Genomic DNA, 24,924 nt, shown 5'->3' on the forward strand with positions numbered 1-24,924 from the left:
TTAAAATCTTTGGAAGATACGTAGCTACGCAAAACGCATTTTAAGACGCCAAGATAGCAATAACAGCAGAGAGATGGCCAAGGTCCGCGCCGTGGCTATGATAACAAAGAGGAACAACGCCGAAGCCAAGGCGGCTGCTGAAAACATAGCAAGGATGCTCGATTCAAAGGGCGTGTCAGCGTATGCGATTTCGCCCCTGAAGATTAAAGGCATCGACACTATCGAGCCGGCAGAGGTGAAGGACAGAGCCGACCTCGTGTTTGCCCTGGGCGGGGACGGCACCACGCTAAAGGCGTTCCGTAGCATACCCGGCGATGTGCCGCTTCTTTCCATAAACGTCGGCGGCCACAGGGGCATACTGTCCGAAGTCGACACGGACAGCATGGAAAGCGCCATCAGAGACATACTTGACGGCAAAGGTTTCTACGATTCAAGGATAAGAATACAGGCGTTTTCAGGCAGGACGGCGTTTCCTCCGGCGCTCAACGAGATACTGATAACGAGGGCGGACCTTTCCCGCACGCCGACCATTTCCATAAAGCTGATGGGAGACGAAAAGAGCCACAGGATGGACGGCATCGTCATTTCGACTCCCACCGGCTCGACCGGCCACAACCTTTCAATCGGCGGGCCGGTCCTGCACGAGGGCATGAGCTGCCTCATCCTCAGCCCAATAGCTCCGGTAAACAAGATGCCGCAGCTCGTGATACCGATAGAGGAAATAGTGGTGAAGAGCAGCCACAAGTCGCACCTTGTGATAGACGGGCAGGAAAACCATATCATAAAGGCAGGGCAGGAGGTGAGGATCGCGCGGTATCCCCACGACGTGCGTTTTCTGCGCCTCAACAAGAAGGGCATGAGGCAGCTTGCAAAACTCGGGTTCTAGAGAAGAGCTTGCACTTGATGCAAGCGCGTTCTATGCTGGAATCGCGTTTCTGTCCGGCGCAAAATGTGTAACAACAAGCGCCGTCTTTGACGAAATAAAGCACGTCAAGGCTGCGGCTCTTGACGCTCTGGTGCACGCAGGAAACCTGCAGGTGCTCGACCCGGACAAAAAAAGCATCGATGCAGTCGCGGCAGCCGCAAAAAAGACAGGCGATATTACAAAACTTTCAGCCGCCGATGTTTCGATACTGGCACTTGCCCTGGAGCGCAAGGCTACTTTAGCGTCAGACGACTATGCGGTTGCAAACGTCGCCGCGACGCTTGGAGTCAAGGTAGTAGCGTCGTCCGGCAAGGGCATCAAAGAGACGCGCAGATACATAACGTACTGCAGCGCGTGCAGCAAGGCGTTTTCTCCCACAGAACAAGAGTGCCCGCTGTGCGGCAACAAGTTGAAGAGAAGATACAAAAAGATTACCGGATAGGGTTTCTGCGCATAGCCCAGTCGATTATCGAGCCGTCGTACAGCCTGACCCTTTCATAGCCGGCGAGGCGAAACTGCATGTACTTGTGCGACGCCCGCATGCCCGAGTGGCAATAACATACCACCTCTTTGTCCGGCGTTATCCCCTTACTTTCAAACTCTTTTTTCAGGTCTTCCGGCGAGAGAAACGCAGCGCCGTTTTCGCCTACTCCCTGCTCCCAGTCGTGCAGGACGGAATCCGGCACCCTTGCCTGCATGTGCTCCTGCGGAGTCCTTGCGTCCACCACCACGAACGACGGGTCGCCGGCTTTTGCCTTGATGGCCTCGGCGTCTATCCTTATCTCCGCCCTCGGCTTTGATGTAAACTGCGCCGGCCTAGGTTGCGCCTCGTCTCTCGTGACAGGCAGGCCGATGTGCTTCCACACCGAAAAGCCGGTGTCCAAGAGCGCGACGTCGGGGTGGCCGTGGTACATTATGCTCCAGGCGACCCTTGCCGCTGTCGGGTCATCCTGCTCGCCGTACACCACCACCTTTTTTGAATCGTCGACGCCGTAACTTCCAAACACTTTTTCTGCCTGCGCGCCTTCTATCACGAGGTTAGCGCCGTTTGGCGCGACTGTTGTCACCATCTCTATGCCGAGTGAAAGGGCATTTTTGATGTGGCCAAAGCGGTAAGGCGTCTGGCCCCGCGTGTCAAGTATTACTACGTCAGGGTTGTCGAGGTTGGCTGCAAGCCACTTGCTTTCGACGGTCAGCGTCACGGGGCAGGGTTTTGCATCTTGATTTTATAATTCATTGGCTTTCTTCTTCAAAGAGCGTCCTCTGCACCACGCTGTCCGCCTTGGCCGCAGAGTCGAGGATCTTTCTCAGGCGCTGGGCGCGGGCAAGGCCAAAACCGGGAATTGTCGCAAGTTCCGCCGCCGACGCGTTGAGCGCGCGCTGTGGCGTCTTGAACTTTTCAAGCATCCTTGCGGCAAGCTTGTCTCCCACTCCGGGGACAGATGACAGCACGTATAGCTGTTGCAGATAAACCGGGTTTTCCTTGCGGATCTTTTTCAAGAGCGGGCCAGATGCTATTCCGTTCTGCAAGCCCTTTGCGGCAAGCGTGCCGAGCAGGACGGCTGTATGCTCGGCATCCGGCGCGTGCAACACAGGTATGCGGAACTCTATCGCCACGGTCGCAAGTGCGTCAAATGCAAGCGGCAGACGCTCTTCCATTTTTTTCCTTTTTTCCTCTTCCTTGACATCTTCAGGGATTTCCGCAAGTCGTGTCAGATCGCCCTGGATTATGACAACCGGCTTTGGATAGTGCTTTACCAGCTGCGCGCACTGGACGTACAGCCGGCCGTCGTAAATCGAATGAACCAAGTCGTGCACGGTCTTGCGCTCTACTGCAGTGTCCGGAGAAACGATGTAATCGCCGACTGTTAGCTGCGCAAAATCGACAACTATGCCGGACTTGCGCAGGATGTCAGGGATGCCGCTAGGGCGCTCCCTTTCGTCGACTACGATGCGTGCCGGCACGAAAATATGAAATGCCAGTCGGGGCTATATTTTTTCTTTCTTTTGCTCACTCATTCAGCCTTTGGCTTTGGACCGGGGCCTGCGGCTCCGGGGCCACCGCCGCGGATCATCTCGTTTATCTTGGTCTCGACTTCCTTGAGGTTGTCCTTGACGCGCCCTTCCTGCTTTTCAAGCACCTTGACGCGGGTGGCTGACAGCTCTTTCTTTTCTTCAAGCTCCTTTACCACTTCGTCTTTTTTTGCCTTGACCATCACAGAGCCGGCGGCCTTGTAGACGGCGTCTTCCGGGCCAGCCTTATTCAGCTCTTCAAGGGCGCGCTCTGTCTCCACCGCCTCGACTTCAAGCTGCTGCTTTTGCATCATTATAGCTTGCAGATTCTGCTGCAGCTGTTGTAAGCGTGATACTTGCTCTCTAAGCCACGGTGGAAGTTCCTGTTCACTCATGTTGCTATTCGAAAAACGTTAAGCACACCAACATAAAATCATAGCGTTAGGCACCGGTGCGCCGCATCAACCAAGCGCAGATACGAGTTGACGTTTGCGCGCAGAGACGCAAGGTCGTCCGTTTCGACGGAAAAGGTGAGAGAAGAGCCGGAAACTTTTATTTCCAGCCTTTCGTTTTTTCCTTGCAGCTTTTTCAGGTCTGGAGCCAGCGCGGAATAAATCGGCCGTGCCTTTGGCCCCTTGACCTTTATCCTTATTTCAGCTCTGCAGGCTTTCGAGGTCAATGTCGTACGCGCCCGACGCTATCTTGAAGCTGCACTTGGGGCATTCCCAGATGCCGGAGGCGATTCTGCCGAACCTCAGCGACCCGCAGGACGGGCAGCGGCGCTTCTTGTGGAGCGTGCGATAGACCTTGCCGTAGCGCTTGCGGACCGTGGCGCCGAACTTGACGCCCTGGCCCTTCAGTGCTGTAGAGCTCTTTTTACGTGCCATACTTCGTTATCTCCTTCATCTTGGCGCGGACTTCCTCTCCTTTAATTCTTGCTGTCTCGGCAGCCTTCTTTATCTGCTCTATCGTGAACGAGCCCGTGTAGCCCTTTTGCAGCGCGCAATAGCCTTCGTCCGATGTCGTTATTGTAATCCTTGCGTCCATGGCGCCCTCTTCTTCTGCCGTCGGGTCGACCAGCACCGCGTCGCCTATCCTGACTTGCGTGATGGATATCGGGATTGTAGTGACAGGCATTGGCATAGTCTTGCCAGTGTCCACCACCTTGCCGTCCTGCATTTCAAGGATGGGTATCTTGGCAGTCAGGATTGCCGCGACGGTCGCGTACGATGTTGCATCAAAGAGGTTGCCGTCGGCGTTTAGCACGCTGCAGTCCACGAATATCGTGTACACGACCTTGCCCTCGACAAGCACCAGCTTTTCAAGGTCGACGGTCTCTGACTCGCGAACTCCCCTGTCGACGACGCGTGCAAGCTCTATCACTTCTTCGTCTGGGGGGCCCGGCTCGACATGCGGCGACGCGGTCGGCAGGACCTCGGCTGACACGATGAGGGCACCCTTGTTCTCAAGGCCCTCAAACGGCTCGCCGGTGTCCACCTTGACGCCTGCAATAACCTCCGAGTTGCCCAGCCTTACGCGGGCAGACCCGTTGGCCTTCTTTATCACGTCTATCTCTATTTCAAGCGGCCTCTGCTCGTCAAACGCGCGGCCGTCAATCCTCTTGCCCTTTGCCATCGAGTCAAGCATCTGCTGCTTGCGCAGGTGCTCCACTATTATCGAGGAACGTTTTGATGTGCTCATTGTTCTTCCTTGACCTCCGTTTCATTGCCAAAGTATTTCTGCATCAGCGCCTGGCGCTGGATCTCGTAGACCATGTTGCAGCCAGTTATTGCCTTGTCGAGGCATTCGCTGAACTGCTCCTTTGTCAGTTTGCCGTCCAGCTGCATCAAAGTCACCTGACCGAGCCTTGGCATGTACGCGACTGGCATGTCTGCGCCTCCTTCCTTGTCCTCGGTGTCGTTGATGTCAAGGACGATTTTTTCGTCGACCTTGCCTGCGGCGCACGCAGCGACTATGTCGCGCATGTTGATGCCGGCGTCTGCCAATGCAACAGAAGCAGCAGTGATGCCAGCACACCTGGAACCGCCGTCTGACTGCAGCACCTCGACAAACACGTCAATTGCTGCGCGTGGGTAGTCCTCAAGCATTAATGCCGGCTCTAGCGCCTCACGCATCACCTTTGAAATCTCGACTTCCCTTCTGGAAGGCGCAGGGTTTTTGCGCGTATCGGTAGAGAACGGCGACATGTGGTATCTGCAGCGCAGAACGCACCTGTCTGGCTGCGCGAGGTGTTTTGGGTGCACCTCCCTCGGCCCGTACACCGCCGCCACTATCTTGTTCTTGCCAAATTCAATGTAAGCCGAGCCGTCGGCGTTTTTCACGGTGCCGACGACTATTTTGACGTCACGCAGCTCGTCCATCGTGCGCCCGTCTGTCCTCTTGCCGTTTTCATCTATCAAATTTCTTGTCTGTGTCATTTTTGATCTTAAACCTCCGTTCCTTCTCCTTCTGCTGCTGCGGTAGATTCATTTGCAGAAGAATCCGCAGAAACTGTTGCTGTTTCCTGCGGTGCTTGCGCCCCACTACTGCCGTTGCTTGCCGACGACGGCGCTTCTGTTGGCGCGTCCGGCACGTTGAGGAGGACCTTGATCCTCTGTGTCAGGTTGGCAGTGTGGGCCTCGTCTTCCACCATCCTGATCGCCTTTACAGCCTGTTCCACTCCTTCCGGGCTTCTTCCCGTCACGACTACGATGCCGTTCTGGCCGATGAGCACGCGCGTCTGCGTCGCTTGCTCTATCGTCTGTATCATAGAGCCGCGCTTGCCTATCAGGCGAGGAACCCGGGTCGCCGAGATCTTTAGCAGTTCGCCCTTTGGTATCTTGCCAAGGTCGCGGTCCTGAAGGGTCAGCATCGGGTCGCGCGTCCTGTCAAAGGCTGCCACCCTTGCAGTGATCATGTCGCCTACCGCAAGGTGCTTTGTCATGTCGTCCCTTGCCGGCGAAAAGTCCCTGCCAAAGACGTCGGACGCGGGAAGGTTAGCCGAGAAGCACGAGTTGATGTCGACTTCCCACGAAAGCGAGGTGTGGTCGACTATCTTGCCTATCACAAGGTCGTTTACACGGGGAATGTAGACTCCGGACAGCGGTATCACCTTGACGCCGTCCCTGCCCGCCTCTGCAATGCCAATGCGGGTTGCAATCAGCGCGTTTCCCGACCTGACTACGTTCATTATCGGCCTGTAATTCCCCTCGACTATCTTGTCGCCGGGGATAACGTATCTTCTGCGCACATCATTCATATACGCTAACTCACCACGGGGCAAAGCCCGTCGCAAAACGACTGTTCCATTCCATTATTTCTTCTCCTTGTGGGCAATTATAATAGCTGACTTATATTTTAAGTGGGCGCCGTCGCTACGCCTCTTTCACTTCGGCCGTGCCCTTGGTCACAGAGCCGAGCCGGTCAATGAACGCTCCCCTCATTCCGGCGTTCATCTCAATCACCACTCTCAGCGAGCCGTCTGCCTGCCACTCTTCCCCCTTTAACTCGCCTGCCGGCTTTATCACGCTGTACGACTGGCCGGCGTACTGCGGAGGCACCCGGACTATCAGCTTCAGAGTCTCTGACTTTAAGGGCAGTATGGCGCGCAAGGCATCGACTACATCTTTGGCCTGGTCCTCCGCCTTTTTGTGCGGGTCGATGCTCACCCTTGCCTGCTCCATTGCGGCCTCTATTCTGGTTATCGGGTGCGGCAGGTGCGACTTGGGGTCCACAAAGCTGTGGTGGATATAAGCGACAATCTGCTTGCGCTTTTCCTCGACCATCTTGCGGCGCTGGTCGGTTGTGAGGTTCAGTTCTCCGCGGGCAAGTATCTGCTTGGCCACCTCCGCCTGATCGGTAGTCTTGAAGTGCTTCATGAGTTTCTCGCTGGAGGCGCGAGAACCCTTGTTTGCGTCAGAGTAGACCTCGTCGGAAACAAGCACGCTAGAGATGTCCGCCCTCTTGCCCAGCTTGTACTCAAGGGCAGGGTCCGGCTTGACCAGCAGCTCAAACTTGTCGCCTTCCAATGCCAGGCGAACCACCGTGAACTTTGTTTCCGTCATGGAAGTTTGTTGACTCTGCGTATATTTATGCGTGTCAGGCGGCCGGGTACGCCCGATAATTTTTGCAAGTTTCGGTAGATTTTTAAGGATGTTTTGGGAACTTTCGGAAGTATTGGTTTCTCCTTCGGTCGAAGTTGTTGAAAAATCAGATAACAAGATCGTTGCCAGGTTTAACAATATTCCAAGGCAGTACGTGAACGCGCTCAGGCGCCTTGCCATAAGCGAGGTCCCGACGCTTGCAATAGATGATGTCGTCATCCTCGAAAACTCTTCGGTCATGCACGACGAGGCGGTGGCCCACAGGCTCGGCCTCATCCCGCTCAGGACCGATCCTGGCAGGTTCGTGATGCCCCACGAGTGCGACTGCGGCAGCACGCTTGGTTGTGCCAAGTGCAGGGTTTTGCTAGTGCTCGACGCAGAGGCGACTGACAAGACCAAGGTCGTCACCTCCGGCGAGATGGTGTCAGAAGACGAGATGGTCAAGCCCGTGAGCAGAGACATTCCGATTGTGGTTCTTGCACCGAGCCAGAAACTGAAATTCGAGGCATACGCCCGGCTTGGCATCGGCAAGCAGCACGCCAAGTGGCAGCCGACTTCGGCGGCCGTGGTCAAGGACGGCAAGGACGAAAGCGAGATAGTGCTTGTAATCGAAACGAACGGCGCGCTCACAGCGGAAGAAATACTGAAGGAATCTACAGAGCGCCTGCAGTCCAAGATCAAGAACTTCAAGCAGGTCATAGGCTCGCTCAAGACGCCATAGTGAGCCTAGGTACGTTTATTTGGGGATTCTAGATTTAGGAGCGTAGAAAGAGGACGTATTATGTTCGCTAACACTCTAGTCGACAATACCGTTTGGACCCTCCGCAAGGCGGCCAAGAAGAACAAGGCTCCTATCTGGAAGGACCTCGAAAGCCGCGTTTCTGGCCCGAGGTCCAACAAGAGCGAGGTCAACCTGGGCAAGCTTGCGCAGGTCACAAAGGCAAGCGAGGTCATCGTGGTCCCGGGCAAGGTGCTCGGCACCGGCAACCTTGGCCACAAACTGACAGTCTGCGCGTTTTCAATATCAGAGTCGGCCGCAAAAAAGATCGGCGACATGGAAGGCAAGGTGGTAAGCCTTGACGACCTGATAAAGAAGTATCCGGATGGAAAGGGCGTGAGGATAATTGGCTGATAATACCAAGAAACCGCAAACCATAGTCGTCGACGCGACGAACTGCATCGCAGGCAGGATGTGCTCGCACGTCTCAAAACTGCTCCTGCAGGGAAACAAGGTCGCAATCGTTAACGCGGAAAAGGCGATGCTCTCGGGCAACCGCTACAAAGTCATTGAACAATACAAGGAACACCTTGAGATTAATTCAGTCACCAACCCGATTCACGGTCCGTTCCACCCGAGGAGGCCGGATACAATGCTCACAAAGATGGTGAGGGGCATGGTACCAAAGCAAAAGACTACGGGCATTGAAGCTCACCAGCGTCTCAGGGTATATATCGGGGTCCCAGAAGAAATGAAGGCTGCCAAGATGCAGTCGTTTGAGGATTCCAAGATTACCAAGCCTGAAGCCTACTACATCTCTGTTGGCGACGTCGCCAAGCAGATAGGATGGAAAGGAGTGCCATCGTAATGACAAGCAAGCTAGATCTTTATCCGGGCCAGAGAAAGGCCAGCAAGGCCGTGGCGACAATCGCCAAGGGCTCTGGCAGAGTCAGGATAAACAACATACCGGCGGAACTCGTGCAGCCAGAGGTTGCAAAGGAGCTCTTGCTCACCCCGCTCACGCTAGTTGGCGAGCAGCGCAACAAGGTTGACATCAACGTGCAGGTTGCAGGCGGCGGCTTTATGGGCCAGGCGTTTGCGAGCGCAGTCGCCATTTCCCGAGCGCTTACCGGCGACGTCAAGGGCGACAAGGACCCGAAAGAGCACCCGTTCCCAAAGAGCATCAGAGAAGAGATCCGCAAGAAACTGACAGAGTACGACAGGCATTTCCTCGCAGGCGACCACAGGCAGTCTGAATCAAAGAAATTCGGTGGTCCCGGCGCAAGGCGCAGAAAGCAGAAATCGTACCGTTAGATCTTTTTTCTCTTTCTTTCCTTTTCCTTTTATCACTTTACTACTTGTTTTCCATCAGCGTATAGACTCTGTAGACCTTGTCCGTCACGCGGTCCCGGTACTTCCATTCCTCGGTCCCAAGCTTCATCTCCTTGAACTTGTTTTTCTCCGACGGGTGGAGCAGGTCGTAGACGTCCTGCCCTATGGATATTCTGTTTGAGCCGGTCAGCGACGTTATCTTGGCCGCCACGTTCATGCAGTAGCCGAGGATGTCAATGGGCGAGCTCTTGTCGTGGCCGTACTGCACGATGACGTTTTCGCCCACGTCCATGCCTATTTTCACGCCAAGCTCAGGATAGTCGTACTGGTTCAGGATCGGGTTAATGCCGTTTTTCACGACGGTTATCATCGACCGGGCGCACTGGACCGCCCTGTCGCAGGCGCTGAGCCGGTTGTAGCTTGCAGGGAAAAACGCGATTACCGCGTCGCCCACGTATTTCAGGACATACCCCTGGTGGCTTTCAACCACGGACGACATTTCTTGAGTGAACGCGCGGATGATTGTCACAAGCTTGTCAACGGGGAGCGTCATGCTCATGTTAGTCGAGCCCACGAGGTCGGCGTACATTATGACAAGTGGGATCTTGCTGCTGACATGGGACAGCAAATATTCCTGCCCCGGCTTGAGCGACGAGTCGTACTGGTAACGGCGCTTTAGGGCGCGCCACAGCCTGTCCTGCGTCTGCGCAACTAGCGTCTCCGAGTCGACGACTATAGCCTTTTCCTCGGCAGGATTGTTTCCACCCATCATCATCCCGACGAGGCTCTTGCTCGTGCTACCGTTGTCCTCGGCCTTGTCCTTTCTGGCCTCCTTTTTATCGTCCTTTGCTTCCGGGGCCACGCCTGCCTTCCCATATTGGAACCCGCGGGATTTAAAGTCATTGAGATTTTGCAGGATGTAAGACCATCTTTGACACGGGTTTTACATGTCATAACGGACAGACTTTGAAAAAAGAATGAGGGGCGAAAGCCGCCTCCTTTGGTATTATTCCTAGAGTGGACGGCTACTACTAGTAGTTCTTGCCTTTGTAGTCGTCGTGGCTGTGGTAGTCGCTGCCGTGCTTGTCGTCCTTCGAGTCGTGCTTGTCGTGGCTGCTGTAGTCATGGTGCTTGTTGTCTTTGTAGTCATGGCCGTTGTCGTGGCTGCTGTAGTCATGGTGACCAGAGTAATCGTGGTTGTCGTTGCCATTGTCGTCGCAGTTGTCGTTGCTGCTGTTGTCATAGCTTGACCAGTGATAGTCGCTGTTGCTGTCATCGCTGCTGCAATCGCAGTTGTTGTCGTTGTTGTTGTAATCGTCGTTGTTGCAGTCACACTTGTTGTCATTGTTGTAGTCGCTGCTGTAGTCGCGACCGTTGTCGTCGTTGTTGTCGTTGTTGCAATCGCAGCTGTTGTCATCATGGTTGTTCTTGTCATCATAGCTTGACCAGTGATGGTCGCCGTTGCTATAGTCGCAGTTGTTGTCATTATGGTTGTTGTCATCGTAGCTTGAGGTTGCAAATGCAGCCGTCGGCAGTCCTATCGCCGACGATGCAAGTACAAAGCCCATTGCCAGGATTGCAACAGTCAGCACGTTCTTCTTCGTTCCTGTTATACTTGACATTAGAACGGGGCGACCATCATCATTTTAAGGGCTTGATTAACTATGGAATGTTATTACCTTACGCCAAAATTCTATCGCTATTGCACTCTAGGCAAAACCACAAGAGGCGCGTGGGTGTAACATGCCTCAGTAGAAGAACCAAGCCAAGCCATCGTTTTATCGAATGACGTGAGGTATTGTAGTACTGTATGCATCATAGAAACATAGTCGTTATTGCACAAGACAGAGCCTGTGCCCTATCTCCGCCATTTCATTGAGATTATATGTCAGGACGGCACACCACGGCAGGATGAGGCTCCCGCTCAAGGGCACGGATTATTTCAGCAAAAAAGTCAACTCGGCATTTGAGGACATCCAGGCAGAGTTCCTTGAGGCGGTCAAGCCGGCAATAGCCATGCAAAAGTCGCACGCGATGTTAGGCGACGGCACCGTCACGCAGACGGACACCTTTGACCCGCAGAACGTGCAGACGTTCTATCAGAGGCTGACAAACAGGATGGAAGGCTGGCTTGCAGGAGGAATTTCAAAGTCGGTCACAGACGACCTCCACAGGCTGTTCTGCCAGTTCAACAAGGATGTCGGCAAGTACTACATCTCTGGCTACTTTGGCATCCAGTTCCACGCACTGCCGTACTACAAGGCAGACAAGCGCGTGATAGAGGTCCAGAAAGAGCTTGCCAAGATAGCCGACGACGCGACCGCGCTGTACGGCGGCATCAGGGACAACGCAGACAAGGCGCTTGGGCAAGAGCTTGAAAAGCGCGGCCTTGCGGAGATGGACTTTGAGGGCCTGTTTTCCAAGATGTTCGAGGACGAAAAGCTGGCAGAAGAACTTGACAAAAAGGCCGCGTCGGTGGAAGGCCAGGCAGAGTTCCAGAAGATGGGCGAAAGAAAGAACGCGCTGTTTGCAGAGCTTAACGACCTGATGATAGAACTTTATCAGACGTCGCCGGTGCCCATAGACTACAACAGGCTGATGCAGGGCGAAGAAGGCGCCTGCACGTACTTTGACATAGAGCTGATAAAGACCGGCGCCAAGAAGTCGATAAAGCGCGAGGCAATGTTCGAGACAGGCAAGATACCAAAGGTAGACGCAGACAGGGTGGCAGGCGAGCTTGCAAGTGTGGCAAGGGCCCTGAAAAAGGCCAAGTAATAGCCTCTCATTTTTTGATGATGAACGCTATCATTGCGGCTGCAGCTAGTGCAGACGTTATCATGCTGTAGGTCGCGGCAAGCCCGATTCCGGATGAGTCGAGCAGAAAGCCAAAGACTACGTTTGCCGCAAGGAACGAAAACCCTGCTACGAGGTTGTAAAGGCCGTAGGCGGTGCCCCGGTGCTCGGCTGATACGTACCGGGGAATAACTGCGCGCTGGACGGTCTCGGCAAGCCCGACGTACGCTCCGTACACCACGGCCAAGACATACGCCTGCGCCGCGTTCGCACTTGCAAGCATCAAAAACGCGCTTGCCGCAAACACGCCGTATGCAAGTGCGAGCATCCTTTCCTTGCCAGCCTTGTCTGCAAGGATGCCAGCGGGATACCCGATGGCCGCGTGGGCCGCGTTTATGACAAGGTAAACGAGTGCCACGCTGCCTTCCGGGACCCCTAGGTCTGACGCGCGGACAAGCACGAACGAAAAGTTGAACGCGCCTATGCCAAAGACAGCCATTATTGCAAGTAGGGCAACAAACTTCCTCTGCGAAAGGACTGCCCGGACGTTTGCTGATACTGACCTTGACCTTGAAGAGGAAGAAGGTGCAAGACGCTCTTTGACAAACAACACGAGCAGGGCGACTGCAACTGCGCCGGGCAAGAGCGAGGCGTAAAACACGCCGGAAAACCCGATGTACGGAAAAAGTGCAAATGCCAAGGCAGGCCCGACGATTGCGCCGGCCTGGTCCATAGTGCGATGGATGCCAAACGCCCTGCCGACTTTGGCCTCCGGCGCCGACTCGCTTATCAGCGCGTCGCGGGGCGCGGTACGGACTCCTTTTCCCACCCTGTCAAGTGAGCGCACCACAAAGGCGTCGACCCATCCGGCGGCCGCGCCGAAAAAAGGCTTGCTTGCGGCCGAAAGCGAGTAGCCAAGCGCCACGAGGGGCTTGCGCCTCTGCGACCTGTCAGAGAGCGCTCCTGAGCCCATGCGGACGGAGTAGCCGAGCATCTCGCCCATGCCCTCTATGAGGCCAAGGAGCGTGCGCGACGCGCCGATGGGCCCCGTGAGGAACAGCGGGAGCAGCGCAAAGACCATCTCCGACGAGACGTCGGTGAAAAAGCTGACAAAGCCGAGCGCGTAGATGTTCTTGCGGCCGGCCTTTTCTTTTTCCTCCTCGGTCAACGTCCTGCTAACTACGCGCCGCGCTTGTATCTATTGCGCCACTAGTCGTTGCGGTCGTCATCGACCACTTCTTCAAGGTTCACGCCGGCGCTAGAGCTGGAGACGGGGCCGGGTGGCAAGGCTGATGTTGGCGCGCCCTTCCTTGTCGCCTTTTTCCTTTGTTGCTGCTGCCGGACATAGACGACCTGCTGCGGGAAAGGTATCTCTATGCCATTTGTTTCAAGCTCCCTCTTTATCTGCTCGACGAGCAGCTTTTTCACGTCAAACCACACGGTAAACGGCACCCAGCACCAGATGTTGATGTTGACGGCCGACGCGCCTAGGCTGTCCACGTACACGTCGGGCGCCGGCTCGACTAGCACCAGCGGTGTGTCCTTTAAGCTCTGCTGGATTATGCCTATCGCCTTTTGCGCGTCCGAGTCGTACGAGACTCCTACTACGAGTTCCACCCTGCGCGCCGCGGCGCCGGAAAAGTTGCGTATCTCTGACAGAAAGACGTCGCTGTTTGGCAGGCGCACGTACGTCCCGTCGAACATGCGCACACGCGAAGAAAGGGCGGTTATCTCGACGACTACGCCGGCGACGTCAGGGAGCTTACCCGTTATGAGGACAGGGTCCCCTATCTTCAGCGGCTTGTCTATCTGCAGGAATATTCCCGAAATCAAGTTCGAGAACAGCGACTGCGTGGCAAAGCCTACGATGATGCCGGCAAACCCGCCTGCAAGGAACAGGCCAGAGAGATCAAGCCCCGAGACTCCAAGTGCAGAGAGCAGCGCTATTGCTATGATACCATAATACACGGTCCTGCCGGTGGCCTTCCTTGCGTCTGTTGGAAGGCGCGATCCGAGATACTTTAGCATGACGAGCCGGACCGTGTGCGCTATGGCAAAGCCGGCCACGATGATCGCAAGCGTGAGTATGATAGAAAACGGCGTCACCTGGACCCCAAAGAGGTCAATCGTGCCTGGAAGCCCAAAGACTGAAGTCGAGTTGTTGCCAGACAAGGATCCTGCCGCCAAGACAGCTCACATTGAGCCTTCTCAAATATGTATGTGTTTTTTAGATCCAGCCTAGCCGGCGGAAATGCAACATCATGGCCCCTGCGGCGACGCTTGACGCAAGGACGACCAGCGCAAACGTGGTATACGACCCGAGGAACGTCGTCCACGGCCCGCTCCCTATGCCACCGGGTAATTCCACGTTCATCCCGTAGAACGAGCCCAGTATGGTCGCCGGCATCGAAAGCGTGAATATTATCGTGAGCACCGCAAGTATCTTGTTGGACCTGTCGCTGCTGTGCATAAAATCGGTGTCCTTGAATATCTCTATCGTGTCCTTGGACTCGTCAAGCGTCTCTATCACCTTGTCGATGTGGTCCTGCACATCGTCGTAGTACGGGGCGAGGTCTTCCTCCGAAAAGCGCGTGACGTCCTTTGCCACCAGCTCTGCAAGCGTCCTGCGCATCGGAATAGCTATGCGCCGAAGAGACGTGACTTCCCTGCGCAGGTACGATATTTCTCGGGCCACTGCCACACGCTCGTCAAAGACTGCGTCCTCAATGTCTTCCATGTTGCCCATTATCTTGCGCACGTTGTTCAAAAGCTCGTCTACCAGCGCGTCGACCAGGCTGTGGTACAGGTAGCCGGCAGATCTCCCCATCAACTCTTTGCGCACGCTCTCGCTACTTTCGCACGCGTCAAACGTGTCTGCCACCGTTTTCAGGTCTTGCTGGTGCACAGTCACAAGGTAGCCCGGGCCGAGAAACGCCGCAAGCTGGCTCGGCTTTGGAACGCGCTCTTGCGTCGCAGTTGGAAAGTGCAGTATGACAAAGACATGGCTCTTGTAGCGGTCGATTTTGGGTATCTGGATTTTAGAGACACAGTCTGCCAGGTTCAGCTCGTGGAACGGAAAGCGCCGGCCTAGCTCGCGCATGTCATCGCGGGTGGGTGCAGAGACGTCAATCCACGCAAAGCCTTCGTTTTCCAGCTGCCTGAGCATGTTCGTTCATCTATCACTGTTGAAAAAAGAGCTATTACTGTGTATTGCCGCTTGTACACACACATGTATTTTTTTCTGGGCTGGAAAAACATTTACAAATCGCAGGTTCCGTTGTCACAGATGTTTGCAGGAGCTGTTTGGGCGCCACAAGTTCCAGCCGGGGTCGGAGCCGTTTGAAATAACGTTTCGCGACCAGAAAATAACAATCGTCGCAGGAACCGCCGGCGCCTATTCGTACAGGCGCTACTCTGCCGGTGAGCTTGCCGCAGAGACTACCATAATCTCCGACAGTGGCGACGGCGTGGTTGTGGGCATCTTTCCCATAGCCCCGCTCCTCACCCCAAAGCAGGTGGCCAAGAACGTGTACATCAAGTTCAGGTCGCCCGTCGTCATGGACCAGAGAAGCGACGCGGTTGTGTACACAAAGATTCCAATAGAGATAGGTGTGTACCGCCAGTCGGACGACGAAGAACTCTTGATAGACGCGTTCTCGCTTGCACCTCAGAAATACGCGCTGTACGGCTCGCCAGAGGCCGGCACGGTCTGCCGCTTTTCAGAGTCGGAGACAAGCACAACAGAGGCAGGCATTTCAGCAGAAAAGTACACAGAGGCTACGGTGAGAATCAGGATAAGCAACGCCATCGACAACATAGTCAGGGTAAGCAAGGTCATAGTGCCCATGGACGGCGTCGTTCTGGACCACACGCAGGACGGCGCGTGGGTGCCCGGCGGAGTCGACGTCCGGCTCGACATGGCCTTTGGCAAGGACATCGTAAACGTCCGCATCAACACCAAAGTAAAGCGCGCCGACAAGACCAGCATCGTCAAGAGGGAAGAGACGCTGGCGTTCATGATGGACGCCGGCTACTGAACCGTGTGTATGAGCTCCACCAAGTTTCGCTTTGGCTTTGGCTGCAGCATCTTTTGCGGGTAGCCGATGCACAGTATCGAGGACGGCACGAGCTCCGTTCCCAGCGCGGCCATGACCTTCTTTTCGTCTATCATGCCTATCCAGACGGTGCTCAGGCCGAGCGCGTGCGCGGCCAATTGCGCGTACGCGGCCGCAAGCGTGGCGTCCTGCACAGAAAACTTGCGTATGATTTCCGGCGGAAAGTTCAGCTTTACCCGTTGCGGGTTCATGCAGAAAACGAGCACCTCTGGCGCGTTCACGTACGGCTGCCTGTTTGCGGCCTCGACCAGCCTTGCCTTTACGTCTGCCTTTTTGACGTTGAATATCTCAAACCCCTGGAACCCGCCAGCGGTCGGCGCCGTGTCAGAGGCTGCAAATATCATGTCCATCTTCCAGTCCTCCACCTGCCGGCCCTCGAACTTGCGCTGCGACCTGCGGTTCAGCATGACGTTGAATATATTGGTCTGGAGCACATCCTCGGCTCCTTCCGGCGCCTGCTGCGCGACCTCCTCCTTTGGGTACAGCTTGTCGCTTTCTTCGCCGGCATAGAGCTTTGAAAACACGTCAGATGGGTATGACATATGCTGTTGCTAGATTTGTGCGCAGTGCAGAAAAAGGTTTCTTGACGCTATTCTTCTTTTATGGCAAGCGTCTTTAACACCATCTTGTCAAGGTCGAACATCCTGACCAGGTGGTTGTTTGTGTCGGCAATGTACAGCACGTTCCCTTTTTGCTTGACATCTGAAGGCTCGAATAGCCCAAGCGTGTCACACGCAGGGTCGTCTACCCTGCACATCGTCTTTTCTCCTGCATTGCCGACCACGGTTGATACCTCCTGCTTGTCAAGGTCTATCAGGCGTACTGCGTGGTTGTAAGTATCGGCGATGTAGATCTTGTTGCCGGCGCAGTGTACTCCTAGCGGGTGTTGCAGTCGCGCGCTTGCAAGCGGGCCGTCCTTGAACCCAAACTCGAAAAGCCCTTCGCCCACCACTGTCTGCACCGTCTTTTTGCGCAGGTCAAGCAGTCTGACAGCAGACACCTCGCTGTCTGCCACGAGCAGAAAACTGCCGTAGATGGAAAGGCCGCTTGGCTGCGCAAACTGGGCTTCGGAAAAAGAGCCGTCGACGATGTTCTCGTAGCCGCTGCCGGCAAACGGGCCAATCTTGCCCGACTCGACGTGGTAGGCCCATATTTGGTGCAGGCCGGCCATTGCGATGAACAAAAAGCCGTCCGAGTATGCAAGGTCCCAGGGCGAGCTCAGCTGCGTCATCTTGCCGTCCTGTGCGCCGGAAATCCACGCACCCTGCCTGCCGTCGCCGGCAAGCGTCCTTACTTTTTTTGCAGGTATGTCGATTTCCCGGAGCGCGTGATTCTCAGTGTCTGCAACGTATATCTTGCCATCTCCAGTCCACGCAATACCCTGCGGGCGGAAAAAGCGCGCCTCTTCAAAACTTCCGTCGCGTAGATCCCGCGCCGTGCCCCCGACCTTGTGGATTATCTTGCCATTTTCAGAGTCGACTACAAGCACGCGGTTGTGATTTGAATCGCTTATCGCAAGCATCTTGCCGTCCGGCGAAAACGCAAGCTTGCCCGGGTATGAAAGCACTCGGCTTTGCGCCTGCCTTGGATGTTTTATCTCAATGGGCTCTTTTGCAAGCGTCCCTGCGGCGCGGTGCTGCTCCAGCAAGACCCCGATGACGTCGTCAAGCTCGTCTTTCTGCCCCTCGCCGGCCTGCTGGTACACGATGCTGCCCTTTGGGTCTATGATGACAATCGTAGGCCATGCAGTCACGTTGTACGAGCGCCAGACCTTCATTTCTTGGTCGACAAGCACAGGGTGGCGTATTTCATAGCGGCCCACCGCCTCCTGCACGTTTTGAGCCTGCTGCTCGTTAAAGAATTTCGCGGAATGGACGCCTATGAACACGACGGGCTGGCCGCGGTACTTTTTCTCCAGCCAGTCAAGCGTGGGAAGCGTGTGCATACAGTTTATGCAGCAATAAGTCCAGAAATCAAGCACGACGACTTGGCCCTTCAAGCCTGCGATTGAAAGCGGCTTGTCCGTGTTGAGCCACGTAAACCCCTCTGGGAATTCCTGCGCCTTGTAGCTGCCGGCGTTTCCGGCCATCCTGTTGAACATGTGCAAAGGCACTTCCAAAAGATCGGATTTAAACCATCAGTATCAGGCTTTTTTCTTTGGATGATGATGCAAAGCCTGAAACAGTACGGTGTAGATAATTTAAAGAAGCATACTGCAGTTGCGTTGTTTTAGGAATCACCTTTTGCGGCATCCTTGCGTAAATAGTTGCCTTTAATGCAACATAAACCACAATCATCTACATTTCTGCATAAAAACTCACAATACTGGCTCATACGGTCAGAAAAGATGAATTCGATAGAGAAAAGTTAGTCAAACTGCATTACATTTAATAGTATTTGGATATATAGTCACTGTACCTGTGAAGTCGCTTTCAAGGGTAGACAAAGATCTTTTAAAGATACTTCTCACACCAGACGGCAGAGTATCGTCAAAAGCAATTGCAAAGGCTTTGGGCGTCCCCGCAACCACCATCCAGAGACGCCGGCGGAAGCTGGAAGAGAGCCTCCTGACGATGACGTACTCGCTGGATTTGAAAAAGTTCGGCTGGCACAGAGTAGATTTTCTTATTGCCACAGAGAAGGGCAAGACCATGTTTATCGCAAGACAGCTGATAAAACTGGACGAAGTGGTCTATGTCGGAAGGAGCATAGGCCAGCAGACCATCGACCTGCATGTCCAGGCAATTCTGGAGGGCAACGCAGACATACTTCGCATCATGGAACTGCTAAAGGCGATGCCCGGAATCAAAGACGTGGTGTGGAGCGAGATAGTCCAGGTGATTGGGAAAAAATCATCGGTTCCCATGCACATCCTTGAAAAGCTCTGAAAGACGTTTTAACAGAGAGTTCAACGCGGGAAAAGAGATACTGTCTAGGATAGGTTAGAAAGAGCTGCGTAGCAGCGAAAAAAGCCTTTTTCGTATCTGTCAAATGACAAAAAATGCATGGGGGGGTAAAGATATGGTTTTTTGTAACGGTAGGCGATCTCTTTCGTTCATATAATCCATTATTGTTTAATACAACAGGGCGGCATAATAGGTGGGGCAGGGCATTCTTGTCTGAGCACATCAATCATCTGCCGGATGACGGCGATTCAAACGCACGTGCGGATCTGCGTTTGGACGAGGTCGACCTGAAGTTGATTGATCTCCTGATGTCCGGCCACACGACCCGGCAGAGTGCTCAACTTTTGGAAAAGCCATTAAGCACCATCCAGAGAAGGGCCCGGTTGCTCGTACAAAACGGAGCGATAAAGCCGACCTTTGAACTCGGGTATTCAAAACTCAGGATAAAGAAGGGGTTTCTGCATGTCTATTTGAGCGATGGAAACATCAAGTCCACGGTGGACAAGCTGCTTGCGTACGACGGGGTCTTTTGCGTAGGCGTGCACCTGGGCAACTCTGACATAATCGGCACATTTGCCTTCAGCGACAGCCGGCAGGTACTCGACCTGATATCTCGGACAAAGGAGATGGAAGGAGTCGAAAGAATCGTGTGGTCCGAGGAGGTATATGCTATTTCTACAAGCCCCAAGCTGACAAAAATACTCGGAAAAAACGGACACGGAAAAGCAAGCAAGTATTCCTATTCCGCGGCAAAATAATTTTTTACAATCGACCAGTTTTTCACGCTTTTATTAGCAGACGAACATGCGTAGGCGCCCTACACGCGTATCAGATGCAATCGATAAGGTGTTCCGGCACGGCGGCCTTTTGCACGACACGCTGTATGGATTCTGACCAGATAGCGTCCCTTACGCCGTCCATGCTCTTTATGGTCTCCAACATGTTGAGTATCTCTTCGTTGTCCACCAGGATTGTTTCGACTTTCAGGTCGATTGTTGGCTGGCCTATGCTCCTCGTGACAGAGACAACTTGCTTCATTTTTTCCAGCCTCTTTGTTATCGTCATCGTCTTGCCGTTCTGCGTCGAAATCAAAAAGTCAACGTGGCGCCAGCCGAACCTCTTTAGGTTTATGCAATAAGACGTATTCAGTATGTCCTCGTTTTCCAGCCTTTTTCGGCGCCTCTGAACGGTCGTGGCAGGAACCGACAACCTTTTGGCTATTTCCTTTGAACAGATGATTTTGCCGTCGTGGGGTGCAAGAATCATTTTCAGTATCTCCTTGTCCAGCGCGCTAAGTTTCATTATTGATGACCCATCCGGATTCCATGCTTCTTTTTCTGCGATACATGCGATGCCGTGTGAATTCAGGAGAATTGTAAGGCTATTTAAGATAATCTTTTTGTACCGACAAAAAAGTCACTTTCAATAAGAATAGTTGTTTAAAAGCATAAGAAGAATGATTTTCGCCTCATCTCTTTCTTTCACACATGTCGAGAAGCTACAAGAAGAGTCAAGGATTTGCCCGCATTCGCCGTCAAGACAATAATTATTTCATTATGGCTGTGCTTGTACGGCTTGCGTGGATACGTGTATGTCCGATTCCATCTTCTTTTTTTGCCATGCAAGAGATGAGCACACATGCAGTCATTGTAAAGGAGTTTCGTATTCTGCTGCGGACGAGCACTCGTCGCAATACCTTCGGACTATGGTGCAGTTTTCCAGCTCGAACAGCGCTTCTTTCGTCGCTACCTTTGGACACGTCATACAGTATGATGGCGCTTGGTTCTTTTTTGTCTCGACAGCCCTCATTTTGGACGGTTTTAGCATGATTGTGGGTATAAAAGAACCAATATTAATGTGATTATGCATTTAACAAATTCAAATGGCCGGCAAAGTGGTGTTTTTGCATAACTTATTAATATTTGCCATACGGTTTAATTTTCGGTTTGTGAAAAAAATACTGATTGCCGAAAACAATCCAAGTGACCTGTCCTTTTACGAAAGTACATTGCAGAAATCAAACTATTGCGTCACTATTGCCGCAAACGTCCAAGAGTTCCTGCAAAGATACAAGTCGGAATTAGAGCACGCCGTTCTTGCGGCAAGGGACAATGGCCATTCTTCTCCCTCATCCAGCATTGCCCTGCCTTTTGACGCCGTCGTACTGAACCACAGGGCTTCGGACGGGGACGGGCTGCAGGCTGCCAAAGAAATCTTGTCGGTCAATCCCCGCCAGAGAGTCGTCTTTGTCTCTGGCTCTGTCGAACATACCGAAGAATTGCACAAAGAATTCTATAGTAGGGTGGACGTTATCCAAAAACCCTTCCAGCCGCAGGCCCTGACAGAGCTAATAGAGAGTGCCGAAGTCTACAACGCCCTTGGCAAACTGGGCATGAACGTGGAGAGGATAAAGGAGTGCGACCTCTACCATTTCCAGCTTGTGGACCTGCTTGCCGCCTGCCTGACCCTTTTAGAGGCGGAAACTGGAAACTGAAAAAAAATAATCAGAACGCTACTTTTTGTTCCCGGCCAGCCACTGCTGAACTAGATTGCCCGTCAGGGACCTGCAGCATGCTAGTAACATAGAACAATTACCACCTTTCTCACAAGGTGAAAAGCGGGCTCATAGATTAAATACCGTCTTTCCGGACTTTTTTACATGGAATGCGCAGTTTACGATACATACGTGCAAAAGAAGGACGGCAAGACAATGCACTTTGACGTCGTGGTAGAGGCAAACACTCCCCACGAAAAGGCCATCGGGTACGGCCAGGAATGGCTTGCGACCGTGGGCCAGGCAGGTCAAAAGATGACCTCAGAAGAATGCCAGTTCTGCCACATTCAGGAAGCCCCGCCGTTTGTAGAGAAATCGATAAAGCAGCAGGGGTACTGGATTCAAAAGATGGAAGGCTGCCCTAACTAACTAACTAGTAGGGCCTTTTTTTCTTCTCTTATTATTATTTTACCCACTGCGCGGTTTTTGCCATTTTATCGATCTCATCTTCAAGCATCACAAGCCTCCGTAGCCTAAAGCCGTGCCTGTACGCTTTCGAGTCTTGTGTAAGACACAAATTATAATTAAGGCGCTTGGCTGTTGTTGCCCTGCATATCCATAATGAACGATGACAGCGTGTGGAAGTCTGACAGGAAGCACAAAGTCCCGACCTACGACGACATTGTAAGGGCAAGGGGACTGTTAGAGGGCACCATCAGAAAGACGCCGCTTCAGCGTTCCAGCACGTTTTCAAAACTTGCAGGCACAAATGTGTTTCTGAAACTCGAATGCCTGCAACTGACCGGCTCGTTCAAGGTGCGCGGCGCGCTTGCCAAGGTGGGCAGCCTGACAGAAAAGCAGGCAGGCTATGGCGTGATTGCGGCATCTGCAGGCAACCACGCGCAGGGAGTGGCCTATGCAAGCGCAAGGAAGAACGTGCCCTGCACGATTGTCATGCCGCAGAACGCGTCGCCGGCCAAGGTCGCGGCCACAAGGTCGTACGGCGCGGAAGTGGTCCAGAAGGGCTTTAACTACGACGAGGCGTGGGAGGCCACGCAGGAAATCGCAAGGCAGGAGGGCAGGACCATCATCCACGCGTTTGACGACCCGGACGTGATAGCGGGACAGGGGACCATTGGCCTTGAACTCTTGGAGGACCTTGCAGACGCCGACAGGATATACCTGCCAGTTGGAGGCGGAGGGCTTGCAGCAGGCGTGTCCATCGCAATCAAGGCGAAAAGGCCAAACGTCAAGATAATCGGAGTAGAGTCCAAGGCGTTTCCGGCAATGAAAGAGTCGATAGCAAAGGGCTCGCTCCAGTCGGTAAAGGCAGGCTATACCATAGCAGACGGCATCTCAGTCAAGAGCCCGGGCAAACTCACGTACGAGATACTCGGCAAGCACCTTGACGACATTGTGCTGGTGGACGATACTGCGATAGTAAAGACGATGTTCCTGCTCATGGAGCGCGCAAAACTGGTAGTCGAGCCGGCGGGCGCCGCAAGCCTTGCTTATCTTCTCTCAAACGGCCGCCCGGCAGGCAAGAGCGAGAAAGTTGTATCACTTTTGTCGGGCGGAAACGTCGACATGTACCTACTAGGCCAGGTGGTGGCAAAGGGCCTCATGCAGATGGGCAGGCTAGTCAAGATATTCATCCTGCTCCCGGACAAGCCGGGTGCACTCAGGGAAGTGGTTGACGACATTGCAGAACTGTCCGTCAACATTGTCGAGGTGGAGCACGACAGGCTCTCGTCCAACATCCCCGCAGGGACAGCAGGCGTCTACCTGAGCCTGGAGCTTGAGAATGAAAAGCGCTCGCAGAAACTGCTCGACTTTATGAAAAGAAAGGGAATAGAGTTCAAGGTAGTCAGCTAGATATACACACTAGCTGACATAGTCGTATTCACGGAAGCCGGCCTTGTCCGCGGTGCTGCCGCCGAGTTTCACGAGCACGAACTCTTTGTGCGCCTTTGCCACCGCAGAGTTGAAATCAAGCTCCTTTCTGTGAAGGCGCTCGTACTCGTCTATCGACAGTTTCATGCGGTCGCCGATGTCGTTCTCAAGGTCCAGGCTCTTGACGATCTCCTTGTACGTGGGCTGAATCATGCCGGAAAAGACCATGGCGCTGCTTCCGCTCCCGTACGAGCCAAAGCCGACGCGCCTGCCCTCAAGGTCCGTGCCCTTTTTGAACTCGAATTCAAGAAGGCTGCGGAGGCCCATGTACATCGAGGCAGTGTATAGGTTGCCTATCTGCGCCGACGCTTCAAGCGAGCTTGCCATCTTTTTCTCGTACGTCTCGTTGTAGAACGACGTCTGCATAAACGCCCTGCGGAACTGCTCGTCTGACTTCATGAAATCAGTGTCAGCAAGAATGGACTCGATTGTGCCCCTTGGGTCCTTTGGCTGCGGCTCGTCCTTGCCGATCTCCTTCGTGATGTGCTTCCAGCGCGGGAGATGGCGCCACTCGTGCCTCAAAAGGTACGCAAGTGCTTTCTCGCCCATCCTGCGGTACGGCAGGTGGACGGAGAAAAAGTCAATGTGATCGGTAATTGCTTCGCCCTCGTTCAGCTTCACCAACCCAGTTTTCAGGGCCTTTTCCTTGTAGGCGTCAAAAGCCTTCCTCACCTGTATGAGGTAGAGAAGGTTGGAGTAGCCGCCGTTTACGAGCGGGGTTTCCTTGCCAAAGGGCCTGTAGAAATCATATTCGTTTTTGATGACGGTGGAGGCGACCTTGGGATCAAAAGCCATCAGGCGTGGCTCCTCCTTTATCAATAATGCAACGGCTCCTGCGCCTTGCGTGTACTCGCCGGCAGAGCCAAGGTCGTATTTTGCGATGTCGCTGACGATGACGATTGCGGCCTTGCCGCCGTTCTCCTCGGCGCGAATCCAGTTGGCGTTGTCGTGCAGCGCATACGAGCCAGAGACGCAGGCGAACTTGCACTCGATGCCGCCGGCGTGCTCAAACGAGCCTTCGCCGTACACCTGCTCCAACATGCCTATGACAAAAGAGTTGAGGGCTTTGGATTCGTCAAGTGCTGATTCTGTAGCGACATAAAGCCTGCCGATGTCCTGCGGGTGCAGGTGCGCCTTTTGCATGAGCTTCAGGCACGCGTTTGCTGCCATGCAGGCAGGGTCCTGGTTGGTGTCGGCAATGGCCATCTTGCGGATACCGATGCCGTACTCTAGTTTCTGTGGATCAATTCCTCTAGCTTCGGCAAAATCCTTGTAATCGATGTAAAGCTTGGGGACGTAGATCGCCAGATCATCAATCCCTACGGCTGGCATATCTACATTCAAGATAGCCACTAGTCATTTAAAGGTATTTCTTGAGCTATTTGACCTGCCCATGGCAGCTTTTAGACCCAATCTTGCTCTCATGCGGCGCCATCAGGTTTAAATTATCTCGTTGCATAACGGTTCATACATCGACCAAACCGATGGGGAACAAACGTCTGGTCGGCGTGGTCAAAAGCTGCGTCCGGCCAGGCTATTATTATTAATCATCTCGTTTCCACCAAAACAGAG

At 53.8% G+C, this 24,924-nt stretch carries 32 protein-coding genes; 13 read left to right on the plus strand and 19 right to left on the minus strand.

Translation table 11 applies throughout. The features are described from left to right. Positions 1 to 73: 73 nt before the first annotated feature. Both ACYOR7_RS07630 and ACYOR7_RS07635 read left to right on the plus strand, forming a co-directional pair. A complete protein-coding gene (locus tag ACYOR7_RS07630) occupies positions 74 to 886 on the plus strand; it encodes an NAD(+)/NADH kinase (protein WP_294807136.1) in 813 nt (270 codons plus the stop codon). Further along, entirely contained in the window at positions 867 to 1,367 is a 501-nt protein-coding gene (locus tag ACYOR7_RS07635) for an NOB1 family endonuclease (protein WP_294807138.1), read from the plus strand. The genes ACYOR7_RS07630 and ACYOR7_RS07635 overlap by 20 nt, the downstream gene beginning before the upstream one ends. Here the strand turns inward: ACYOR7_RS07635 and ACYOR7_RS07640 are convergent. The 9 genes from ACYOR7_RS07640 to ACYOR7_RS07680 all read right to left on the minus strand — a co-directional run bounded on the left by ACYOR7_RS07640 (position 1,357) and on the right by ACYOR7_RS07680 (position 7,002). Continuing rightward, positions 1,357 to 2,127, minus strand: coding sequence for a sulfurtransferase (locus ACYOR7_RS07640; RefSeq protein WP_479913550.1), 771 nt, complete (start codon positions 2,125 to 2,127; stop codon positions 1,357 to 1,359). The genes ACYOR7_RS07635 and ACYOR7_RS07640 overlap by 11 nt on opposite strands. A gap of 31 nt (positions 2,128 to 2,158) precedes the next feature. Further along, positions 2,159 to 2,890, minus strand: coding sequence for an ERCC4 domain-containing protein (locus tag ACYOR7_RS07645; protein WP_294807143.1), 732 nt, complete (start codon positions 2,888 to 2,890; stop codon positions 2,159 to 2,161). Between the two features lie 50 nt (positions 2,891 to 2,940). Next, entirely contained in the window at positions 2,941 to 3,333 is a 393-nt protein-coding gene (locus ACYOR7_RS07650; RefSeq protein ID WP_294807146.1) for a prefoldin subunit beta, read from the minus strand. 38 nt (positions 3,334 to 3,371) lie between these two features. After that, a complete protein-coding gene (locus ACYOR7_RS07655) occupies positions 3,372 to 3,617 on the minus strand; it encodes a KEOPS complex subunit Pcc1 (protein WP_294807149.1) in 246 nt (81 codons plus the stop codon). Next, complete coding sequence (locus ACYOR7_RS07660; protein ID WP_148700187.1) at positions 3,592 to 3,825, minus strand: eL43 family ribosomal protein; 234 nt, start codon at positions 3,823 to 3,825, stop codon at positions 3,592 to 3,594. Before ACYOR7_RS07660 ends, ACYOR7_RS07655 begins: the two co-directional genes overlap by 26 nt. Next, positions 3,815 to 4,639, minus strand: a complete 825-nt coding sequence (gene rrp42, locus ACYOR7_RS07665; RefSeq protein ID WP_294807153.1) for an exosome complex protein Rrp42 — start codon at positions 4,637 to 4,639, stop codon at positions 3,815 to 3,817. Before rrp42 ends, ACYOR7_RS07660 begins: the two co-directional genes overlap by 11 nt. After that, positions 4,636 to 5,376: an exosome complex exonuclease Rrp41 gene (rrp41, locus tag ACYOR7_RS07670; protein ID WP_294807156.1), complete on the minus strand. Its 741-nt coding sequence runs from the start codon at positions 5,374 to 5,376 to the stop codon at positions 4,636 to 4,638. The genes rrp42 and rrp41 overlap by 4 nt, the downstream gene beginning before the upstream one ends. 8 nt (positions 5,377 to 5,384) lie before the next feature. Further along, positions 5,385 to 6,197 carry an exosome complex RNA-binding protein Rrp4 gene (gene rrp4, locus ACYOR7_RS07675; RefSeq protein WP_294807158.1) on the minus strand — a complete coding sequence of 271 codons (813 nt, stop codon included), beginning with the start codon at positions 6,195 to 6,197 and terminating at the stop codon, positions 5,385 to 5,387. Between the two features lie 115 nt (positions 6,198 to 6,312). Then, positions 6,313 to 7,002, minus strand: a complete 690-nt coding sequence (locus ACYOR7_RS07680) for a ribosome assembly factor SBDS (protein ID WP_294807160.1) — start codon at positions 7,000 to 7,002, stop codon at positions 6,313 to 6,315. 112 nt (positions 7,003 to 7,114) lie between these two features. Here ACYOR7_RS07680 and ACYOR7_RS07685 point away from each other — a divergent pair, with 112 nt between their 5' ends. The 4 genes from ACYOR7_RS07685 to rpsI are packed head-to-tail and all read left to right on the plus strand — an operon-like array spanning position 7,115 to position 9,073. Next, positions 7,115 to 7,762, plus strand: coding sequence for a DNA-directed RNA polymerase subunit D (locus tag ACYOR7_RS07685; protein WP_294807162.1), 648 nt, complete (start codon positions 7,115 to 7,117; stop codon positions 7,760 to 7,762). A 60-nt stretch (positions 7,763 to 7,822) separates the two neighbouring features. Next, positions 7,823 to 8,173 carry a 50S ribosomal protein L18e gene (locus ACYOR7_RS07690; protein WP_294807164.1) on the plus strand — a complete coding sequence of 117 codons (351 nt, stop codon included), beginning with the start codon at positions 7,823 to 7,825 and terminating at the stop codon, positions 8,171 to 8,173. Then, positions 8,166 to 8,627, plus strand: coding sequence for a 50S ribosomal protein L13 (locus ACYOR7_RS07695; RefSeq protein WP_294807167.1), 462 nt, complete (start codon positions 8,166 to 8,168; stop codon positions 8,625 to 8,627). Before ACYOR7_RS07690 ends, ACYOR7_RS07695 begins: the two co-directional genes overlap by 8 nt. Beyond that, complete coding sequence (rpsI, locus tag ACYOR7_RS07700; protein ID WP_294807171.1) at positions 8,627 to 9,073, plus strand: 30S ribosomal protein S9; 447 nt, start codon at positions 8,627 to 8,629, stop codon at positions 9,071 to 9,073. Before ACYOR7_RS07695 ends, rpsI begins: the two co-directional genes overlap by 1 nt. A gap of 40 nt (positions 9,074 to 9,113) precedes the next feature. Here the strand turns inward: rpsI and ACYOR7_RS07705 are convergent, their stop codons facing one another. Together ACYOR7_RS07705 and ACYOR7_RS07710 are read right to left on the minus strand one after the other, a co-directional pair. Then, positions 9,114 to 9,953: an adenylate/guanylate cyclase domain-containing protein gene (locus ACYOR7_RS07705; protein WP_479913551.1), complete on the minus strand. Its 840-nt coding sequence runs from the start codon at positions 9,951 to 9,953 to the stop codon at positions 9,114 to 9,116. Positions 9,954 to 10,122: 169 nt separating this feature from the next. Then, a complete protein-coding gene (locus tag ACYOR7_RS07710) occupies positions 10,123 to 10,713 on the minus strand; it encodes a hypothetical protein (protein ID WP_294807982.1) in 591 nt (196 codons plus the stop codon). A gap of 289 nt (positions 10,714 to 11,002) precedes the next feature. Between ACYOR7_RS07710 and ACYOR7_RS07715 the strand changes: the two genes are divergently transcribed. Further along, on the plus strand, positions 11,003 to 11,866 hold the full coding sequence (locus tag ACYOR7_RS07715) for a hypothetical protein (RefSeq protein ID WP_479913552.1): 864 nt from the start codon (positions 11,003 to 11,005) through the stop codon (positions 11,864 to 11,866). Between the two features lie 7 nt (positions 11,867 to 11,873). Here ACYOR7_RS07715 and ACYOR7_RS07720 read toward each other — a convergent pair whose 3' ends face one another. The 3 genes from ACYOR7_RS07720 to ACYOR7_RS07730 are packed head-to-tail and all read right to left on the minus strand — an operon-like array spanning position 11,874 to position 15,050. Next, the gene (locus ACYOR7_RS07720; RefSeq protein ID WP_479913553.1) at positions 11,874 to 13,052 is read right to left on the minus strand and encodes an MFS transporter; all 1,179 of its coding nucleotides are present in this window, start codon (positions 13,050 to 13,052) and stop codon (positions 11,874 to 11,876) included. Positions 13,053 to 13,093: 41 nt separating this feature from the next. Further along, positions 13,094 to 14,071: a mechanosensitive ion channel family protein gene (locus ACYOR7_RS07725; protein ID WP_479913554.1), complete on the minus strand. Its 978-nt coding sequence runs from the start codon at positions 14,069 to 14,071 to the stop codon at positions 13,094 to 13,096. Positions 14,072 to 14,111: 40 nt separating this feature from the next. Next, positions 14,112 to 15,050 carry a magnesium transporter CorA family protein gene (locus ACYOR7_RS07730; protein WP_479913555.1) on the minus strand — a complete coding sequence of 313 codons (939 nt, stop codon included), beginning with the start codon at positions 15,048 to 15,050 and terminating at the stop codon, positions 14,112 to 14,114. A gap of 124 nt (positions 15,051 to 15,174) precedes the next feature. Between ACYOR7_RS07730 and ACYOR7_RS07735 the strand changes: the two genes are divergently transcribed. After that, on the plus strand, positions 15,175 to 15,921 hold the full coding sequence (locus ACYOR7_RS07735) for a DUF432 domain-containing protein (RefSeq protein ID WP_479913556.1): 747 nt from the start codon (positions 15,175 to 15,177) through the stop codon (positions 15,919 to 15,921). Here the strand turns inward: ACYOR7_RS07735 and ACYOR7_RS07740 are convergent. Both ACYOR7_RS07740 and ACYOR7_RS07745 read right to left on the minus strand, forming a co-directional pair. Then, the gene (locus tag ACYOR7_RS07740; protein WP_479913557.1) at positions 15,915 to 16,541 is read right to left on the minus strand and encodes a nitroreductase family protein; all 627 of its coding nucleotides are present in this window, start codon (positions 16,539 to 16,541) and stop codon (positions 15,915 to 15,917) included. The genes ACYOR7_RS07735 and ACYOR7_RS07740 overlap by 7 nt on opposite strands. Before the next feature lie 47 nt (positions 16,542 to 16,588). Then, positions 16,589 to 18,100, minus strand: a complete 1,512-nt coding sequence (locus ACYOR7_RS07745) for a thioredoxin-like domain-containing protein (protein ID WP_479913558.1) — start codon at positions 18,098 to 18,100, stop codon at positions 16,589 to 16,591. Between the two features lie 319 nt (positions 18,101 to 18,419). On the opposite strand from ACYOR7_RS07745, the gene ACYOR7_RS07750 reads away from it, so the two are divergent. Together ACYOR7_RS07750 and ACYOR7_RS07755 are read left to right on the plus strand one after the other, a co-directional pair. Beyond that, the gene (locus tag ACYOR7_RS07750) at positions 18,420 to 18,887 is read left to right on the plus strand and encodes an Lrp/AsnC family transcriptional regulator (RefSeq protein WP_294807321.1); all 468 of its coding nucleotides are present in this window, start codon (positions 18,420 to 18,422) and stop codon (positions 18,885 to 18,887) included. A gap of 227 nt (positions 18,888 to 19,114) precedes the next feature. Then, positions 19,115 to 19,663: a hypothetical protein gene (locus ACYOR7_RS07755; protein ID WP_479913559.1), complete on the plus strand. Its 549-nt coding sequence runs from the start codon at positions 19,115 to 19,117 to the stop codon at positions 19,661 to 19,663. 70 nt (positions 19,664 to 19,733) lie between these two features. On the opposite strand, the gene ACYOR7_RS07760 is transcribed toward ACYOR7_RS07755, so the two are convergent. Both ACYOR7_RS07760 and ACYOR7_RS07765 read right to left on the minus strand, forming a co-directional pair. Then, positions 19,734 to 20,207 carry an Lrp/AsnC family transcriptional regulator gene (locus ACYOR7_RS07760; protein WP_479913560.1) on the minus strand — a complete coding sequence of 158 codons (474 nt, stop codon included), beginning with the start codon at positions 20,205 to 20,207 and terminating at the stop codon, positions 19,734 to 19,736. A 342-nt stretch (positions 20,208 to 20,549) separates the two neighbouring features. Beyond that, positions 20,550 to 20,714: a hypothetical protein gene (locus ACYOR7_RS07765; protein WP_294807312.1), complete on the minus strand. Its 165-nt coding sequence runs from the start codon at positions 20,712 to 20,714 to the stop codon at positions 20,550 to 20,552. A gap of 139 nt (positions 20,715 to 20,853) precedes the next feature. Here ACYOR7_RS07765 and ACYOR7_RS07770 point away from each other — a divergent pair, with 139 nt between their 5' ends. The 3 genes from ACYOR7_RS07770 (at position 20,854) to ilvA (ending at position 23,274) form a co-directional block, all read left to right on the plus strand. Next, positions 20,854 to 21,399 (plus strand): hypothetical protein, encoded by a 546-nt coding sequence (locus ACYOR7_RS07770; RefSeq protein ID WP_479913561.1) that lies wholly within the window; start codon positions 20,854 to 20,856, stop codon positions 21,397 to 21,399. 165 nt (positions 21,400 to 21,564) lie between these two features. After that, the gene (locus ACYOR7_RS07775) at positions 21,565 to 21,828 is read left to right on the plus strand and encodes a DUF2024 family protein (RefSeq protein WP_294807307.1); all 264 of its coding nucleotides are present in this window, start codon (positions 21,565 to 21,567) and stop codon (positions 21,826 to 21,828) included. 192 nt (positions 21,829 to 22,020) lie between these two features. Then, entirely contained in the window at positions 22,021 to 23,274 is a 1,254-nt protein-coding gene (ilvA, locus tag ACYOR7_RS07780; protein WP_294807304.1) for a threonine ammonia-lyase, read from the plus strand. A gap of 9 nt (positions 23,275 to 23,283) precedes the next feature. Here the strand turns inward: ilvA and ACYOR7_RS07785 are convergent, their stop codons facing one another. Further along, a complete protein-coding gene (locus ACYOR7_RS07785) occupies positions 23,284 to 24,684 on the minus strand; it encodes a hydroxymethylglutaryl-CoA synthase family protein (protein WP_294807301.1) in 1,401 nt (466 codons plus the stop codon). Positions 24,685 to 24,924: the final 240 nt, after the last annotated feature.

It is taken from the genome of Candidatus Nitrososphaera sp. 86-2 (genome assembly GCF_056726185.1).